This window comes from Citromicrobium sp. JLT1363 (assembly GCF_000186705.1).
In the GTDB taxonomy this organism is placed as follows: Bacteria; Pseudomonadota; Alphaproteobacteria; order Sphingomonadales; family Sphingomonadaceae; genus Alteriqipengyuania.
In genome coordinates this window covers 228,546-244,314 of the sequence record NZ_AEUE01000002.1, presented here as the reverse complement: position 1 = coordinate 244,314, position 15,769 = coordinate 228,546, and the positions used below count along the sequence as shown (strand labels likewise).

General features: G+C 65.7%; 15 protein-coding genes. 4 read left to right on the top strand and 11 right to left on the bottom strand.

Annotated elements, in window-relative coordinates; genetic code table 11:
• Positions 1-33 precede the first annotated feature (33 nt).
• The 5 genes from lnt to hisS form a co-directional block, all read right to left on the bottom strand.
• Positions 34-1,593 carry an apolipoprotein N-acyltransferase gene (gene lnt, locus ADAD_RS0103670; RefSeq protein WP_010409843.1) on the bottom strand — a complete coding sequence of 520 codons (1,560 nt, stop codon included), beginning with the start codon at positions 1,591-1,593 and terminating at the stop codon, positions 34-36.
• Between the two features lie 69 nt (positions 1,594-1,662).
• Positions 1,663-2,400 carry a DUF4167 domain-containing protein gene (locus ADAD_RS0103665; RefSeq protein WP_010409841.1) on the bottom strand — a complete coding sequence of 246 codons (738 nt, stop codon included), beginning with the start codon at positions 2,398-2,400 and terminating at the stop codon, positions 1,663-1,665.
• A 231-nt stretch (positions 2,401-2,631) separates the two neighbouring features.
• A complete protein-coding gene (gene prmC / locus ADAD_RS0103660; RefSeq protein ID WP_010409840.1) occupies positions 2,632-3,489 on the bottom strand; it encodes a peptide chain release factor N(5)-glutamine methyltransferase in 858 nt (285 codons plus the stop codon).
• On the bottom strand, positions 3,482-4,549 hold the full coding sequence (prfA, locus tag ADAD_RS0103655) for a peptide chain release factor 1 (RefSeq protein WP_010409838.1): 1,068 nt from the start codon (positions 4,547-4,549) through the stop codon (positions 3,482-3,484). The genes prmC and prfA overlap by 8 nt, the downstream gene beginning before the upstream one ends.
• Before the next feature lie 303 nt (positions 4,550-4,852).
• On the bottom strand, positions 4,853-6,211 hold the full coding sequence (gene hisS / locus ADAD_RS0103650; protein WP_010409835.1) for a histidine--tRNA ligase: 1,359 nt from the start codon (positions 6,209-6,211) through the stop codon (positions 4,853-4,855).
• A 132-nt stretch (positions 6,212-6,343) separates the two neighbouring features.
• Between hisS and ppa the strand changes: the two genes are divergently transcribed.
• Positions 6,344-6,871: an inorganic diphosphatase gene (ppa, locus tag ADAD_RS0103645; protein WP_010409833.1), complete on the top strand. Its 528-nt coding sequence runs from the start codon at positions 6,344-6,346 to the stop codon at positions 6,869-6,871.
• Between the two features lie 4 nt (positions 6,872-6,875).
• Here the strand turns inward: ppa and ADAD_RS0103640 are convergent, their stop codons facing one another.
• The 3 genes from ADAD_RS0103640 to ADAD_RS0103630 are packed head-to-tail and all read right to left on the bottom strand — an operon-like array spanning position 6,876 to position 9,208.
• Positions 6,876-7,418 carry a hypothetical protein gene (locus tag ADAD_RS0103640; RefSeq protein WP_010409830.1) on the bottom strand — a complete coding sequence of 181 codons (543 nt, stop codon included), beginning with the start codon at positions 7,416-7,418 and terminating at the stop codon, positions 6,876-6,878.
• Positions 7,415-8,794 (bottom strand): mechanosensitive ion channel family protein, encoded by a 1,380-nt coding sequence (locus ADAD_RS0103635; RefSeq protein ID WP_010409827.1) that lies wholly within the window; start codon positions 8,792-8,794, stop codon positions 7,415-7,417. Before ADAD_RS0103635 ends, ADAD_RS0103640 begins: the two co-directional genes overlap by 4 nt.
• Positions 8,795-8,845: 51 nt before the next feature.
• Positions 8,846-9,208 (bottom strand): hypothetical protein, encoded by a 363-nt coding sequence (locus ADAD_RS0103630; RefSeq protein WP_010409825.1) that lies wholly within the window; start codon positions 9,206-9,208, stop codon positions 8,846-8,848.
• A 142-nt stretch (positions 9,209-9,350) separates the two neighbouring features.
• Here ADAD_RS0103630 and lptB point away from each other — a divergent pair, with 142 nt between their 5' ends.
• Positions 9,351-10,148 carry an LPS export ABC transporter ATP-binding protein gene (gene lptB, locus ADAD_RS0103625; protein ID WP_010409824.1) on the top strand — a complete coding sequence of 266 codons (798 nt, stop codon included), beginning with the start codon at positions 9,351-9,353 and terminating at the stop codon, positions 10,146-10,148.
• A 201-nt stretch (positions 10,149-10,349) separates the two neighbouring features.
• Positions 10,350-11,837 carry an RNA polymerase factor sigma-54 gene (gene rpoN, locus ADAD_RS0103620; protein WP_010409822.1) on the top strand — a complete coding sequence of 496 codons (1,488 nt, stop codon included), beginning with the start codon at positions 10,350-10,352 and terminating at the stop codon, positions 11,835-11,837.
• Positions 11,838-11,840: 3 nt separating this feature from the next.
• On the opposite strand, the gene ADAD_RS0103615 is transcribed toward rpoN, so the two are convergent.
• Both ADAD_RS0103615 and ADAD_RS0103610 read right to left on the bottom strand, forming a co-directional pair.
• A complete protein-coding gene (locus tag ADAD_RS0103615; RefSeq protein WP_010409820.1) occupies positions 11,841-12,377 on the bottom strand; it encodes a prephenate dehydratase in 537 nt (178 codons plus the stop codon).
• A gap of 28 nt (positions 12,378-12,405) precedes the next feature.
• Positions 12,406-13,128 carry a chorismate mutase gene (locus ADAD_RS0103610; protein ID WP_033193174.1) on the bottom strand — a complete coding sequence of 241 codons (723 nt, stop codon included), beginning with the start codon at positions 13,126-13,128 and terminating at the stop codon, positions 12,406-12,408.
• Positions 13,129-13,693: 565 nt separating this feature from the next.
• Between ADAD_RS0103610 and ctrA the strand changes: the two genes are divergently transcribed.
• Complete coding sequence (gene ctrA, locus ADAD_RS0103605; protein ID WP_010409817.1) at positions 13,694-14,389, top strand: response regulator transcription factor CtrA; 696 nt, start codon at positions 13,694-13,696, stop codon at positions 14,387-14,389.
• 109 nt (positions 14,390-14,498) lie between these two features.
• Here the strand turns inward: ctrA and ADAD_RS15455 are convergent, their stop codons facing one another.
• Entirely contained in the window at positions 14,499-15,761 is a 1,263-nt protein-coding gene (locus ADAD_RS15455; protein ID WP_010409815.1) for a mechanosensitive ion channel family protein, read from the bottom strand.
• Between the last annotated feature and the right edge of the window lie 8 nt (positions 15,762-15,769).

Sequence of the window (15,769 nt, the reverse complement as noted above, 5' to 3'; positions counted from 1 at the left end):
ATATAAAGAGTTCTTTATGTCTGCATGCGTGCCCTAAACCGCCCTCCGCCGCTTTACAACCAGAGAGCCGCCGAGCAGCGCCAGGGCCCAGACGAGTGCCAGCCAGTTGCCCATGAGGGAGAACAGCGTGGGCGCAGCGGCTGGCGGCACGCTGCCTTCGATCCGCGCGCGGTTGCCCATGCCGATATGCTCGCGCACGACACCGCGCGCGTCGATCACGCCGCTGATTCCGGTGGTGGTGGAACGCAGGATCGGCAGGCCTTCCTCTATCGCGCGCATCCGCGCATGCGCCATGTGCTGCGGCGGGCCGGTCGGCCCGAACCAGCCGTCGATCGAGGGGTTCACGATGTAATCCGGGCGATTCGCGCCGTCGGCAACCTGGCCCGAGAATATGATCTCGTAACAGATCTGGATTCCCGCGCGGCCGTAGTCACCCAGATCGAGCGTCTGCGGCCCGGGGCCGGGCACGAAATCGATCGAACCCGCGACCAGCCGCGAGAGCCCGATCGGCTCCAGAAGATCGCGGAACGGCAGGTATTCGCCATAGGGCACCAGATGCGCCTTGCGGTACCCCCCCACGATCTCGCCCTCGTCGTCGACCACGGTGACGACATTATAGGCGGCGACGGCGCTGTCGCCCTCGATCTCCAGGTCCATCGTCCCGGTCAGCAGCAGGCTGCCCTCGCCGATGACGCGCGCGATCCGCTGCCTGGCGAATTGCGGATCGCGCCCGGCGGTGGTCGCCGCATAGTACCGCTCGGGATAGCCCTCGCGCAGATAGTCGGGCAGCACGCCTTCGGGCCAAAGCACCAGCCTTGAGCCTTCCTGCTCCTCGGGCCGCACGGTAAGCGCGGCCAGGGTCAGGAACCCGGGCTCGTACTGGCGCGGATCGTTGAGCGCATCCTGGTCCAGATCGGGCTGGACCAGCGTGTAGGGGAGCGTGCCTTCCTCGCCCTGGCCAGCGGGCCAGTACATCGCCGCAAGCAGCAGCAGCGAGGCGAGCCCCATGCGCAGCCATTGCCTCCGGAGCAGCTGATCGGTCAGGCCGAGGGCCAGCACCACGGCGATGCCGGAAAGTGCGTAGGTGCCCGTCAGCGGAAGCAGCCCGGCGAGCCCGGGGCGATCGAACGGCCCCAGCAAGGCAAGACTGAACGGCCCCCAGGCATAGCCGGTGAACAAAGTTGCGCGCAGCCACTCGGCGATGATCCACGCCCCGCCCAGCGCCAGCGCATAGACCAGCGTGCTCTTTCCTCGTGCAAGCCGATAGGCGGCGGCGAAGGCCAGCGCCGGGTAAAGCGCGAGATAGGTCGAAAGCAGCGGGACCGAGAACCATCCGAGCACGGCCGGCATGCGGTCCTGATGGGTGAAGGCGGTCGCTATCCAGAGATTGGTGACGGTAAAATGCGCGAGGCCGAACAGCCAGCCGCGAAAGAAGGCGCTGCGCACCGATCCGCTGAAACGGATCAGCACAGCGCCTGCGCCCAGTGCGATCAGTGCGATCGGCCACAGGTGTACAGGAGGAAAGCCGAGCGCGGCGAGCGCGCCCAGCAGCAACAGGACGATGCGCGGATGCTGGAGCGCGCGGCCTAGCACCGGGCGCTCCCGCCGGTCGTCAGGCAGCGTTTGGGCCGAATGCCGGTCATCCCGGTACCAGCAGCGCGATCAGCCGACCGCGCTCAGTGCCCCGTCGCCTGTATCGTCGCCGTCGTCCGAGTTCTCTTCGACCGCCTTGCGCGTCCGGCGACGCGGCTTGGCCGGCTTGCTGTCCTCGTCGGACGCGGTGGCCGCGGCAATGGCCGGCGGCAGGACGGCGGCGTCGATTTCGTCGCCGTCGCCATCATCGTCGTCGCGGTTGCCATCGTCGCGCTTGCGCGCGCTGGCCCGCTTGGCCGGTGCCTTGCGCTTGCGCACGAAGGGGTTCTCTTCGCTTTCGAAGACCTCTTCTTCGTCGCTGTCGTCCGAGGAATCCTCGCTGTCCGAATTGCCGCGGGCCTTGCCGCGCTGCTTTTCGTTGCGGTTGGACTTCTTCGGCTTGCGGCGATCATCGTTACGGCCGTCGTTGCGCCCGTCATTGCCGCGGTCCTCGTCGTCGTCGGAGGAATCGTCGTTCGCCTGGCTGCGTTCGTTGTTGTCGCGCTTGCCGCGCTGTTCGTCCTGCCGGGCCTTGTTGTCGGCGATGACGCGGAAATAGTGGTCCGCGAACTGCAGGTAGTATTCCGCCTGCACGCGGTCGCCATTGTGCTGCGCGTCCTGCGCCAGCTTCTTGTACTTGTCGAGCAGCTGGGGCGCATTGCCCCGCGCGCGGCTGTCGATCCGGTTGGAGCTGTTGCCGCCCCCGCCCTGGTTGCGATTGCCGCGGCCGCGCCGGCGGTTGTTGTTACGGTTGTTGTTGTTGTTCAAGGAATAATCTTCCCTCTAGGTCGGGCTCACAAATCGCGGCGCTGCAGCAATGCCGTGTGTTCCGCGCGGCCCACCTGTCCCTAAGCATGATCTTCGAACTCTTGCCGATCGCAGGCCCTTCAAAGGCCCGGTCTTCTCGCAGATGTCGGATCGCGACCCTTGCGAGAATGTCCAATTCTTGCCGGGTCTTGACGAGGCTTACCGGCTGCCCGTCGCTTTGCCAACCCCTTGTCAAAAGCTTTGCGAAACAATCATGGCGCGTGGCCTTTTTGCAAGATCCTTGCAGAAGCGCGGGCTAAATCCCTGATTTCGTGCGATCTCGCCCACGGCACTTTGCTGCGCTGCGCCAATTTCGAAGATGGCGATCCCGGTATTTGTTAACAAGGGACGAATTTGCGGAAGCAGAATCCGGTAGTCGTCGAGACCTTCGGCCCCTGCAAACAGCGCAGATGCGGGCTCATGATCGCGCACCTGCGGGTCGAGCGCGGCGGCGTCCTCGACATAGGGCGGGTTGCACAGAATCAGGTCGAACGTGCCGAGATCGCGCCGCCAGTCGCCCTTGCGCCAGCTGCGGCGCAGGAACCGCGCGCGTTCCGCCATATCGAGTTTCGTCGCATTGCATCGCGCCACACGCAGCGCTGGCATCGAGGCGTCGAGCCCCAGCCCCTGCGCCTCGGGCCACAGCGACAGCGCCGCCAGCAGCAGCGCGCCCGATCCTGTGCCGAGGTCGAGGATGCGCTGCGGAGATGCGCGATCCGCAAAGTGCTCCCTCCCAGCATCTATCAGCGTTTCGCTGTCCCCCCGCGGGATCAGCACGGCGGGCGAAACCTGCAGGTCCAGCCCGTAGAATTCGGCGCTGCCGGTGATGTAGGCGACCGGCTCGTGCGCAATGCGGCGGGCGACCAGCGCCTCGAACCCCTGGGGCGCGGGATCGCGCATGCCGCGCAGCAGCATGTCCGAGCGCGAAATGCCCAGCGCATGCGCCATCAGCAGTTCGGCATCGAGCCGCGCGGTATCGCTGGTGGCCGAGAGGCGAGTGGCGGCTTCGCGTATGGCGTCCGCCACGCTCGGCACGCCACCCTCACTCATTCATCGCCGCCAGCCGCTTGGCTTCGTCCTCGGCGATAAGAGCATCGACCAGTTCGCCCAGCCCCGGGCCCGCGATGATCTCGGGCAGCTTGTGCAACGTCAGGCCGATGCGGTGATCGGTCACGCGGCCCTGCGGGAAGTTGTAGGTGCGGATGCGTTCGGAACGGTCGCCGGAGCCGACCATCGCCTTGCGCGCCTCGGCTTCTGCGCCCTCGGTCGCCTCGCGCTGCTGTTCGTAGAGGCGCGCGCGCAGCACCTGCATCGCCTTCTCGCGGTTCTTGTGCTGGCTGCGCCCGTCCTGACAGGTGACCACCAGCCCGGTCGGCAGGTGCGTAATGCGGATCGCCGAATCGGTCGTGTTGACGTGCTGGCCGCCTGCACCGGACGCGCGATAGGTGTCGATCTTGAGGTCGCCCGCATCGATCTGCACATCGACCTCGTCGGGCTCGGGCAGCACCGCCACGGTCGCCGCCGAGGTGTGGATGCGCCCGCCACTCTCGGTCTCGGGCACGCGCTGCACGCGGTGCACGCCGCTTTCGAACTTGAGCTTCGCGAACACGCCGGTGCCGGTGACGTTCGCGACGATTTCCTTGAAGCCGCCGACTTCGGACGCGCTCATGCTGACCGGCTCGACCTTCCAGCCCTGCTCGCCCGCGAAGCGTTCGTACATACGATACAGGTCGCCCGCGAACAGCGCGGCCTCATCGCCGCCCGTGCCCGCACGGATTTCGAGCATCGCGGGCTTGGCATCGGCGCTGTCGCGCGGGAGCATCGCGACAGCGAGCTGCTGCTCAAGCTCGGGAATGCGCTGGTTGAGCGCCTCCAGCTCCTCCTCTGCCATGGCGCGCATCTCGGGGTCGGAGAGCATGTCTTCCAGCCCCGCAACTTCCTCGCGCGCGGCCTTCAGCTCCAGCGCGAGCTTCGCCACCGGCTCCAGCTCGGCATAGTCGCGGCTTGCCTGGACGAATTCCTCGCCCTCGAGCTGGCCCGAGGCCATCCGCGCCTCGATCTCGGCGAAGCGGTTGGCGATCTGGTCGAGGCGTTCGGGGGGGATGGTCAATGGTCGTTCCGGTGGCGGGCCTGACACACCTGACACAGTGTTCAGGGGTGAAAAAGGCGGGCCTTTGTGGGTTGGCTATTTCGGGAGGGGAATGTCGGGTGCGTCGGCGGTCATGCAAGGCGCATTAGCGTGAAGGGGGTGGAGTAGGAAAGGTCTCCCTCGCCTCACGCTCCACCGTCACCCCGGACTTGATCCGGGGTCCAGCTTCTTTTGGCTTGGCGCTGAAGAAAGCGGGATCCCGGCCCGGGGCCGGGATGACGAAGCACTTGATTTGGCGATCAGTTCTAAGCGGCCCGATCGTCGTTATTCCGCTAGTGGGTCGTGCTCTAGCTCTATCTCATGGCCATGTTGGATAATGCGGTTACCTCCAAGCCAGAGCTTTCCTTCCAACGCATCACGGATAAGATCCGCAGTATCAGGATCAATCGATTTGTTATGCGTGAGCGACCGAACTCGCATCACTCCAATTTGGTGAGGCACACTAGTTTTATCGTCGAGAACGAGAAGAACTTGAGGATTGGCTTTTACCGCTTTGTCGTAACGTTTTCTCAGACCGCCAACGTTGAATAACTCAACCGACAACTGTTTCCACCGAAGTTGAGGGGCGAGCCAAGCAGCTAGCAAATCAGTCGACTCAGCCTCGGAGACCACCGCTACGTTCAACCTGCCCTCGCCCTTCTCCCCCACCAGCATAGCCAGCCGCTCGATCCCCGCAGCCCAGCCGACCGCAGGCGTCGGCGGCCCACCAAGGCTTTCGATCAGCCCGTCGTAGCGGCCACCGCCGAGGATCGTGCTCTGCGACCCCAGCGCGTCGGCTGCGGCAGAGCCCTCGTCGGGAATGAACTCGAAGGCGGTGTGGCGGTAGTAGTCGAGCCCGCGCACCAGGCTCTCGGCGCGCACCCATTTCACGCCCGCCGCATCCAGCCCGCCGGTCACCGCATCGAAGAACGCGCGCGCCTCATCCGACAGGTACGCGTCGATCTTCGGCGCATCGGCAACGAAGCGCTGGTCGCGGCGGTCCTTGCTGTCGAGAATCCGCAGCGGGTTTTTCTCCAACCGCTCCTGCGATTCCTCGCTCAACTCGTCCTTCACGCTACGGAAGTGCTCGACCAGCGCGGCGCGCCATGCCTCACGCGAATCGCCATCGCCCAAGGTGTTGAGGTGCAGCGTCACGCCCTCGATCCCCAGCTCGCGGATCACCTGGTCGGCCATCGCCAGCAGCTCGACATCGGCCTGCGGTTCTGCCGCACCGATGATCTCCGCGTCGATCTGGTGGAACTGGCGGTAGCGGCCCTTCTGCGGGCGCTCGTACCGGAACAGCGGGCCATGCGTCGCCAGTTTGACCGGCGCGTGCTGCTGCCAGCCATTGGTCAGGTAGGCGCGCGCGATCCCGGCGGTGAATTCGGGCCGCAGGGTGAGCGATTCTCCGCCACGATCCTCGAAGCTGTACATTTCCTTGGAGACGATATCGGTCGTCTCGCCGATCGAGCGGGCGAAAACTTCAGTCTTTTCGAACACCGGAAACTCGGCGCGGCGGAAGCGGTAGAGCTTGCGCACCCGCTCGAACGTCTCGACCACGAAGGCGAAGCTTTCCGCCTCCGCCCCGAAAATATCCTGCGTGCCCCGGATCGCCTGCGGCGTCTTGGAATTGTTCTTGCCCATGGGCGGTGCAGTTAGGCTGGCATTGCCCCTTCCGCAATCGCCTCGCCTTCGTTAAGCCGCGCCGCAGTTTGGGAGGGGGGCCGTAATCATCCGCCTCACGGCGCGAGTCACAACAAGAGAGCCTCCACAATTATGCGTATCGACAAAGTGCCCACGGGCGACAATCCGCCCGAAAGCCTCAACGTGATCATCGAAGTGCCCACCGGCGGCGAGCCGGTGAAGTACGAGTTCGACAAGGATTCGGGCGCGCTGTTCGTCGACCGGATTCTGCACACGCCGATGCGCTATCCGGCGAATTACGGCTTCGTGCCGCACACGCTGTCGCCCGATGGCGACCCGCTGGATGCGCTGGTGATCGCGCGCAGCCCGTTCATCGCAGGCTGCGTGGTGCGCGCCCGCCCGATCGGCGTGCTCAACCTCGAAGACGAGCATGGCGGCGACGAAAAGCTGATCTGCGTGCCGGTGGACACGACCTTCCCGTACTATTCGGACGTGGGCGAGACGAAGGACCTGCCGAGCATCATCTTCCAGCAGATCGAGCACTTCTTCACCCACTACAAGGATCTGGAAGCCGAAAAGTGGGTGCGCGTGGGCGCCTGGGGCGATGCAGCCGAAGCGAAGAAGATCGTGGTCGAAGCGATCGAACGGGCGAAGGGCTAGGCCCTTACGCGGAGCGAGATTCCCGGAGCTCTTGTGAAGTGCCCCGGTTCATGCGGTAGAAGACCAGCCCTGCCGCACATCCCGCGATTATCGACGCAGGGATCGCTCCGATAGCCACCGCGAGCCGCAGGTTCGTCAGGTGGAAACCGCCCCATCCAACGATCGCGTGGAGGAGGTCCTCCCTCGGATCGGTCGGGCCTAGCGCCGCATCCGCCAGGCGCAGTGCCCAGCCGATTCCCGTGTGGAACAGTCCTGCAGACCCTCCCGCAACGACCAGAGATCGTCGGGATGGGTTGCTTCCGAGCGGCAGCAGAACCGCTGCCAGGACGACAAAGGCGCCCGGAAATCCGAAAATCCACGCGAAGGGTAGCGTGCCGATCGTGCCAGCCAGCGCCGACACCAGCCACCCGGCGACGCTTCGGGAGTTCTCGACCGTCCAGACCAGGTCTTGAACCGATGCTGCGAACAGGGCGAGCACCGACGTCAGGCCCGTCGCCACGAAGGTCGCAGCAACAAGCCCGAAGACGATCTCGATGAAGCGTCTCACTCCACCGGCCGCCGGTGGTCGAGCAGGTCGCGCTTGGCCTCGGGGCTTTCGCGCTCTTCTTCCACCATCTGGTCGATCTCGTCGCTGGGCGCGACATCGGCAAGCACAGCCTCGGCATCGGGCTTCGGTTTGCGCGGGCGCGTGGGTGCGCCATCGCGCTCGGCGATGTTCTCGAACGGGAGGCTGGCCGAACGCGGGTCGAAGCGCAGGCGATAGATCGGCTCGGGCAGGCCGAAGCCTGCGCCCTCCAGCGCATTCTTGACCGCCGGGATCGCTGCGCTCTGCGCCTTGAACCAGTCGGTCTCGCGCTGGTCGATCCAGCCGAGGAAGCGGATCAGCACGTTCGAATCGCCGACCTCGACAATCCGCGCCTCGGGCGGCGGATCCGTCAGGACGAAGGGCAGCCCCGCCAGCGTCTCGCGCCCCAGTTCGGCCGCGGCGGTGGCATCGTCGTCCGGGTCGACGCCCAGGGTGAAATCGAAGCGGCGCTGCGGGTTGCGCGTGAAATTGAGGATGTTGGCCTTGAACACCGTCGAGTTCGGGATGCGCAGCTGGTTGCCCTCCAGCGTCATCAGCACGGTGGCCCGGCTGGTGAGGCGAATCACGCGCCCCTCGAACTCGTCGATGTTCACCAGATCGTTGGCGCGGAACGGCTGGCGCAGGCTCAGCATCAGCGATGCGACGTAGTTCTCCACCGTGTCCCGCATGGCAAAGCCCAGCGCGATGCCGATGACGCCCGCGCCGCCCAGCACCGCGCCCAGCAGCGCGGTCGCCCCGATAATGTCGAGCGCGATGACCGCGGCGAAGATCACCGCGATGAAGCGGATCGCGCTCGCCACCAGATCGGCGAGAAAATCGTTCGGAGTGAACAGCCGCCAGACGAACTTGAGCGAGGCGAGCAGGTAGCCCACGACCACGATCGCAAGGCCGATCAGCAGCGCCACCCCGATCAGCGGCAGCATGTTCACCGCCTCGCGCATCCGGTCCACCAGGGCGGTCACGATGTCCGCCGTCCCGCTGAGCGAGGTGTCGCGCGCGATCTCGTTCTCGACCGTGGCGACATCGAAGCGCGCGGCGATGGCGCCCGCCTCCTCGATCGCCTGCTGGCTGGGCGCGGACCCGGTCAGCCGCACGACCCCTTCGTTGACCTCGACCTCGATGGCGGAAAAGCCGGAAACCTGCGCGTAGATGTCGCGCAGGCGGTTGGCGATGCGCGTATCGGCCTGCGGATCGCGCTGGTCCGACAGCGTGTTACCCGCAGTGGGCGCAGGCGCGGGCTGAGCCTCCGCCGGTTCATCCTGCGATAGCGAGGGCAGCGCCGCCGATGCAGGCAGCGCGATGAGCGCAAGGCAGAAGGCGGCCAGTATCCGCAGCATGGTCTCAGCCCCCCCGTGATCAGCCGCGATTCGCGCGGCATGACGCCGCCGTCAGTGCGGAAATGCGATTCCGAAGCCTGCGGCCAGCAGAAGCGGGACGCCGATGGTCATCAGCCACAGCCCCACCTGATCGCGGCGAAACGCGCCACGCAGCGAAGGATCGTGGGGATCGTGGCCCGATCGGCTATCCCAGCGATGTTCGAAGAAGCGCAGCACCGGAATGAACGCGCCCACCATCACCACCAGCAGGAAGTAAACGGTGATGCCGTCGAAGGCGTATTTCATCTTGGGCATGGTGATGAAGATGATGAGCGCGGTCGTGACGAGCAGGCTCCACGCAATGTTGTCGCTGATCCGGGCGGCCCAATCGACCTGTTCGGCATCGCCAGTGGGAAAATTGCTGCTCGTGTCCATCCGCTTGTCCTCTCGCCTGCGTGCGCAAGAGGTTGATGTTAGGCCGGCATCGCCCCACTCTCAAGCCTGTTGGCACGCACCAGCGCGCGATCCCTCGCCGTTTGCAGCTTTCGCCACGCGCACCATTTGCTAAGCAGGCCCCATGGCAGAGATCGACCCCGCCGAAATTGCGCAAAGCTCCGCACAGGTGGAAGCCAACGCCGCCCCGCCCATCCCGCAGGGCGGGCTGGAAGTCGTCTCCATCGCCAAGAGCTACGACAAGCGCGCCGTGCTGACCGATATTTCGCTGTCGGTCGGCAAGGGCGAGGTGCTGGGCCTGCTGGGCCCCAACGGCGCGGGCAAGACGACCTGTTTCTATTCGATCATGGGGCTGGTGAAGCCCGATAGCGGCCGCATCCTGATGGATGGCGAGGATGTGACGCACCTGCCGATGTACCGGCGGGCCATCCTCGGCCTGGGCTACCTGCCGCAGGAAACCAGCATTTTCCGCGGGCTGACCGTGGAACAGAACATCGCCACCGTGCTCGAACTGGCGGAGCCCGATCGCGCGCGCCGGCGCGAGGGGCTGGAGCGGCTGCTGGACGAATTCGGCCTCACCCGGCTGCGCAGCGCGCCCGCCATGGCGCTTTCGGGCGGCGAGCGGCGGCGGTGCGAAATCGCGCGTGCGCTGGCGGCCAACCCCTCGATCATGCTGCTGGACGAACCCTTCGCGGGGATCGATCCGCTCTCGATCAGCGACATCCGCGATCTGGTGATCGACCTGAAGGATCGCGGCATCGGCGTGCTGATTACCGATCATAACGTTCGGGAAACACTCGATATCGTAGACCGCGCCTGTATCATCTATGGTGGCCAGGTGCTGTTCGCGGGCACCCCGCAGGACCTGGTGGCAGACGAGAACGTGCGCAGGCTCTACCTTGGCGAGAATTTTACCTTGTGATTTTCCGGCGGTCCGAAACGTGACCGCTCAGGGGAGAACTGGGTCCGCCGTGGCGGCACCAGCCCGCACTCCCACCCGGCCAGGTGTGTTCAATTTTCCGGCGGTCGTCGCTGTGATTCCCGGTGGCCAATGCCGGTTCGCCGGGGCCGGTACCGGGAGCAGTCTGCTGGCTTGCCAACGGACGAATGGACGCAACGCCTGATGTCCCTCGCCCCGCGCCTCGACCTGCGCCAGTCGCAATCGCTGGTGATGACACCGCAGCTGCAGCAGGCGATCAAGCTGCTGACGCTGTCGAACCTCGAGATCGAGGCCTTCATCGGCGATGCGCTGGAATCCAACCCTTTGCTCGAGCTGGGGGAGACGCCCCAGGCAGAGCGCGGAGAGGGTGGCGATTCCGACGTGCCCGAGACTCCGCGCGAGGAGCGTGAGGCCGACACGCTGATCGCGGAAGGCGCCGGGCAGAGCGACGCGCCGACCGATCTTGCCTCTTCCGCGCTGGAAATAGACCGCGATACGGGTGACGGCAGCTGGGGCGCGGCGGATGGTTCTGGCGGCGGCGAGGACGAGGGCTTCGGCCTCGAACAGAGCACCGCTGCCGGCATCTCGCTGTCCGAACATCTTCACGCACAGGTTGGCGCGGCCGCCAGCGACGAGCGCGAGATCTTCATCGCGCGCGCCATTGTCGACCGGCTGGACGAGGCCGGTTACCTCGCCGAACCGCTGACCGAGATCGCCGCCGCGCTGGGCGTTCCCCTGGCGGAGGCCGAGCGCGCGCTGGCGCTGGTCCAGACGCTCGATCCGGCAGGCGTGGGCGCACGCGACCTGGCCGAATGCCTGGCGATCCAGGCCCGCGAGGCGGACCGTTACGATCCGTGCATGGCGCGGCTGATCGACCATCTCGATCTGGTCGCCCGGGGCGAGGTCGCGCGGCTGCGCAAGCTGTGTGAAGTCGACCAGGAAGAGCTGGTGGAGATGCTGGCGGAACTGCGCGCCTACGACCCGCGCCCCGGCCTTGCCTTCGGCACGCGCGAGGATGGGGCCATCGCGCCCGACATCCTGATCGACCGCAGCCCCGATGGCACCTGGCGCATCGCGCTGAACGAGGCAACGCTGCCGCGCCTCGTGGTCAACCGCCCCTATCTGGTGACCTTGCGCGATGGCTGCCGCGACCGCGACAGCCGGTCATGGCTGAAGGACAAGCTGGAAGACGCACGCTGGCTGATCCGCGCGCTCGACCAGCGGCAGAAGACCATCCTTGCGGTGGCGAGCGAGATCGTGACCCAGCAGGAAGGCTTCTTCCTGCACGGGGTCAGCCACCTGCGTCCGCTGACGCTGAAGCAGGTGGCCGAAAAGATCGAGATGCACGAAAGCACGGTCAGCCGGGTGACCAGCAACAAGTTCCTGCATTGTCCGCGCGGCACCTTCGATCTCAAGTACTTCTTCACCAGCGGTGTTGGTGGCGGCGAAGATGGCGAGGGCGCGAGCGCGGAAGCGGTCAAGGCGCGGATCAAGGCGTTGACCGATGCCGAAGATGCCAAGGCGATCCTCTCCGACGACAAGCTGGTCGATCTTCTCAAGGCCGAAGGCTTCGACATCGCACGCCGCACGGTCGCCAAGTACCGCGAGGCGATGGGGATCGGGTCGAGCGTGCAGCGCCGCCGGGCGAAGAAGCTCGCCGCGATCGGGTAGCGATCAGGCCCGCTCCAGCACCGCGAAGTGGGTAACGTTGTCGGGGCTGTCCTCCACGTTCGCCGCAATCACTTCCAGCCCGTAGAGCGCCGCCGCCCGCTCCGAGGCGAGCGCGGCGCGCGTGCGATCCCCCTCCTCGGCTACCGTGGCGGCGGCCCCTGCGGTATCGCCCGCCTCCACCGCCCGCGCGCCGGTCCGCGCCAGAAAGCGGGTGCATTCGGCCAGCGCCATGGGGTGGCTGGCGATCACCTGCACCTCGTCGAGCCGCGTTCCCCGCACGCCCAGGCAATGGAAGGCCACCGGCTGCGCATGTTCGCCGATCCGTCGCACCGGCAGCGAGGCGAGCAGATCGGCCACGCCGGGCACGGGGCCCGCGATGGAGTTTTCGAACGGGATCAGCGCGTGGTCGCAATCCCCGCTGACCAGCGCCGCGCAGGCCGCGGGAAAATCCGCGTAGCCGACGGGCTCGCCCTCGGGAAACCGCGCGAGACAGGCAAGCTCTCCGAAGGCACCGGGGTGCCCGCCATAGGCAATTCGCATAAGATGAACTCGTGCCGGTCGGGAGCGATCAGGCCGCCGCGCGCGACAGCGGCGTCACACGTTCGATCACGCAGAGGTTCAGATTGCCCGACACGGCAATCGGCAAGACCGCTTCGCCCCGGCCCAGCCGGTTGGCAAGCTCCGCCTGTTCGAGCACCGCGAAGCTGCGGTCTTCCCCCAGCCGGTCGGGCGAGAGGCGGCCGACCGCGAGCGCGGACCCGCGCCCGCCTTCGCCCAGCAGCCCATCGATGATGTTGAGGTCGGGATCGTCGCCCAGCCTGGTCCACCAGTCGCCCTCCCCGATCTCGATCAGCGCGATCGCGCGCCCTGCGCGCGCCTTGTCGAGCGCGGCCTGCGGAGAGGCGCTTGCCCGCACGGGCAGGATCGTGCCGAAACGCGCGCGCGCCATCAGGTGCATGCGTTCTGGGTGACGCGAGGCATGCAGCGCGATCTCGATCGGGCGCTGCGCCTGCAGGTTGATCGCCATCAGCTCGCGCCAGATGGCGGTGATCGAATCCTTCGGGATGCGGCGGGTCAGCGAACCCAAGCGGGCGATGACGCTTGCCTCGCGCGCCGGGCGCAGCAGCAGTTCTTCGCTATCGGCATCGGCGGTGTCCTCACCCTTGGCCTGCGCGATGGCCGCCGCGAGGTCGAGCCTGCGCTCGATCAGGGCGAGCAGTTCCTCGTCCAGCGTGTCGATCTCTTCTCGCAGCGTATCGATGGCGCGCATATTGGTATTGGTATTCGTCATGTTCGTGTCTTTCGGTTCGGCGCGCACGCATTTCGGGCGGCGCGGCACAAGGTCGTTTTCGATGGAAGCTGGTGGCCGCTTTATGCGCAGGGCCTCGCGCGGATCCCGATACGCCGCTCAGGCGTACCGGCCGCTAAACGAACCGAAATAATAGGTATAATAGGAGACGCGCGCGAAGGACGCCGAAGTGAACGGCGACGCGCAATTCGAAGCTGGGGCCAAAGCGGGGATTGCGATATCCCGAAGCCTGGTCATCACTGAACGCTCCCGAGGCGAAAATTGAAACGAAAGCACTGCCTCTTGCGCTTCCGGTGAAAGGAAATATCCGCTGCGGTGCAAGATCGCAAGCCTTGCTTTGCAAGCACGGCCACCTGTGGCTTTCGGGTGACTCTGCCATGCGGCGCACGGCCCGACTCACGGGAGGCTCGCCTCACCGCGCGATTCGCCGCAAACATGCGCTTTACACGATGTTAACCTTTTCCGTTCAGACCTTGTGTGGTTAATGAAATGCAGCGCTCCGCAACGGAGTGTCGCAGCACATCCACAGGGGCAAAGGGGGCAACCCATGCGCGTATTGCTGATCGAGGACGAACCGACCACGGCCAAGGCCATCGAGCTGATGCTGACCACGGAAGGCTTCAACGTCTATTCGACCGATCTGGGCGAGGAAGGCCTCGATCTGGGCAAGCTGTATGATTACGATATCATCCTGCTCGATCTGAACCTGCCGGACATGCACGGTTACGATGTGCTCAAGAAGCTGCGCGTCGCCAAGGTGCAGACGCCGGTTCTCATACTCTCGGGCATTGCGGAGATGGACTCCAAGATCCGCAGCTTCGGCTTCGGTGCCGACGATTACGTGACCAAGCCCTTCCACCGCGAAGAACTGGTCGCCCGCATCCATGCCGTGGTGCGCCGTTCGAAGGGCCACAGCCAGTCGGTCATCCGCACCGGCAAACTGGCGGTGAACCTCGATGCCAAGACCGTGGAGGTCGACGGGGCGCGCGTGCACCTGACGGGCAAGGAATACGCGATGCTGGAGCTGCTTTCGCTCCGCAAGGGCACCACGCTGACCAAGGAAATGTTCCTCAACCACCTGTATGGCGGGATGGACGAGCCCGAACTCAAGATCATCGACGTGTTCATCTGCAAGCTGCGCAAGAAGCTCAGCCATGCATGCGATGGCGAGAATTACATCGAAACCGTGTGGGGCCGCGGCTACGTGCTGCGCGACCCGAACGAAGAGGCCGAGGCGGCCTGACGGATTTTCCCATGGACGGGAACGGCATCACGCCCCGCGAGCCTGGCTCCGGGGCGTTTTGCTATGTCGGGGCGGCGGTGCACGGCCCGGGCACAGGCAGGCGTGCCCGCTAGACGACGTTGCCCGGCGTCTCCGTCTCGCGGCGCTCCCACTGTTTCAGCGTGCGCGGGCTGGAAAGCCGGGCGAAGTCCACTCCGCTCGGCTCCTGGAAGGCACGCAGCCCGAACTCGGGCAGGATCGCCAGCAGGTGGTCGAAAATCTCCGACTGGATGAACTCGTACTCCGCGAACTGGGTGGTCGCCGCAAAGGTGTAGATCTGCAGCGGCAGCCCGGTGGGCGTCGGCTCCAGCTGGCGCACCAGCGTCAGCATGTCGTGATTGATCCGCGGATGCGTGCGCAGATAGGCGAGCACGTAGGCCCGGAACATGCCGATATTGGTGATCCGCCGCGCGTTGACCGGGTTGTCCTCCCCCGCCATTTCGCGCGCGTTCCATTCGCGCAGCTCCTGCTCCTTGCGATCGAGGTAATCGCGCAGCAGGCGGAAACGCCGCAGGTCCGACACTTCCTCGTCGCTCAGGAAGCGCAGCGTGTTCTGGTCGAGGTTGATCGCGCGCTTGATCCGGCGCCCGCCCGCCTCGGCCATCCCGCGCCAGTTGCGAAAGCTCTCGTTGATCAGCTTGTAGGTCGGGATGGTGGTGATCGTCTTGTCGAAGTTCTGCACCTTCACCGTGTGCAGCGCGATATCGATCACATCGCCGTCGGCGTTCTGCTGCGGCATCTCGATCCAGTCGCCCACGCGCAGCATGTCCTGCGCGGACAGCTGGACAGAGGCGACCAGGCTCAGGATCGTGTCCTTGAACACCAGCAGCAGCACCGCCGCCATTGCACCCAGGCCTGACAGCAGCAGCAGCGGCGACTGTTCGATCAGCGCGGCCACCCCGAGGATCGCGGCCGCGCCGAAGACGAGGATCTTCACCACCTGGAGGAAGCCCTTGATAGGGCGGTGCCTGGCCTCGGGCCGCCGCTTGTACAGTTCGTTGACGTAGGTCAGCCCGGTGGTGATGGAGAGCGCGATCACCAGCACGATGGTGGCGTTGGCGACGTTGGAGACGACCGCTTCGAACTCTTCGGGCAGGTAACGCACGAAAACGATCCCGCGCGAGATGATCAGCAGCGGGATCGTGGTCACCAGCCAGCCCACGGCCTTGTCGGGCGTCTTGGTCCTGCGGTCGAGGAACGGGGCGGCGAGGCGCAGCACCACCTTCTTGAGCACGAGGTTGACCAGAAATGCGATCAGCAGCAGCAGCGCCACGCCGCCCAGCGCCTGAACCAGCGGCGGCTGCCCGCCGAGATATGCGAAGAGTTCTTCCATGCGAATGG

Bases quoted from the DNA above. Each gene is read 5' to 3' on its own strand.
- ppa (WP_010409833.1), top strand. From the start codon at position 6,344: ATGCGTATCGACAAAGTGCCCACGGGCGACAATCCGCCCGAAAGCCTC.
- prmC (WP_010409840.1), bottom strand. From the start codon at position 3,489: ATGAGTGAGGGTGGCGTGCCGAGCGTGGCGGACGCCATACGCGAAGCC.
- ADAD_RS15455 (WP_010409815.1), bottom strand. From the start codon at position 15,761: ATGGAAGAACTCTTCGCATATCTCGGCGGGCAGCCGCCGCTGGTTCAG.
- lptB (WP_010409824.1), top strand. From the start codon at position 9,351: ATGGCAGAGATCGACCCCGCCGAAATTGCGCAAAGCTCCGCACAGGTG.
- ADAD_RS0103630 (WP_010409825.1), bottom strand. From the start codon at position 9,208: ATGGACACGAGCAGCAATTTTCCCACTGGCGATGCCGAACAGGTCGAT.
- rpoN (WP_010409822.1), top strand. From the start codon at position 10,350: ATGTCCCTCGCCCCGCGCCTCGACCTGCGCCAGTCGCAATCGCTGGTG.
- hisS (WP_010409835.1), bottom strand. From the start codon at position 6,211: ATGGGCAAGAACAATTCCAAGACGCCGCAGGCGATCCGGGGCACGCAG.
- ADAD_RS0103610 (WP_033193174.1), bottom strand. From the start codon at position 13,128: ATGACGAATACCAATACCAATATGCGCGCCATCGATACGCTGCGAGAA.
- ctrA (WP_010409817.1), top strand. From the start codon at position 13,694: ATGCGCGTATTGCTGATCGAGGACGAACCGACCACGGCCAAGGCCATC.
- ADAD_RS0103635 (WP_010409827.1), bottom strand. From the start codon at position 8,794: ATGCTGCGGATACTGGCCGCCTTCTGCCTTGCGCTCATCGCGCTGCCT.
- ADAD_RS0103615 (WP_010409820.1), bottom strand. From the start codon at position 12,377: ATGCGAATTGCCTATGGCGGGCACCCCGGTGCCTTCGGAGAGCTTGCC.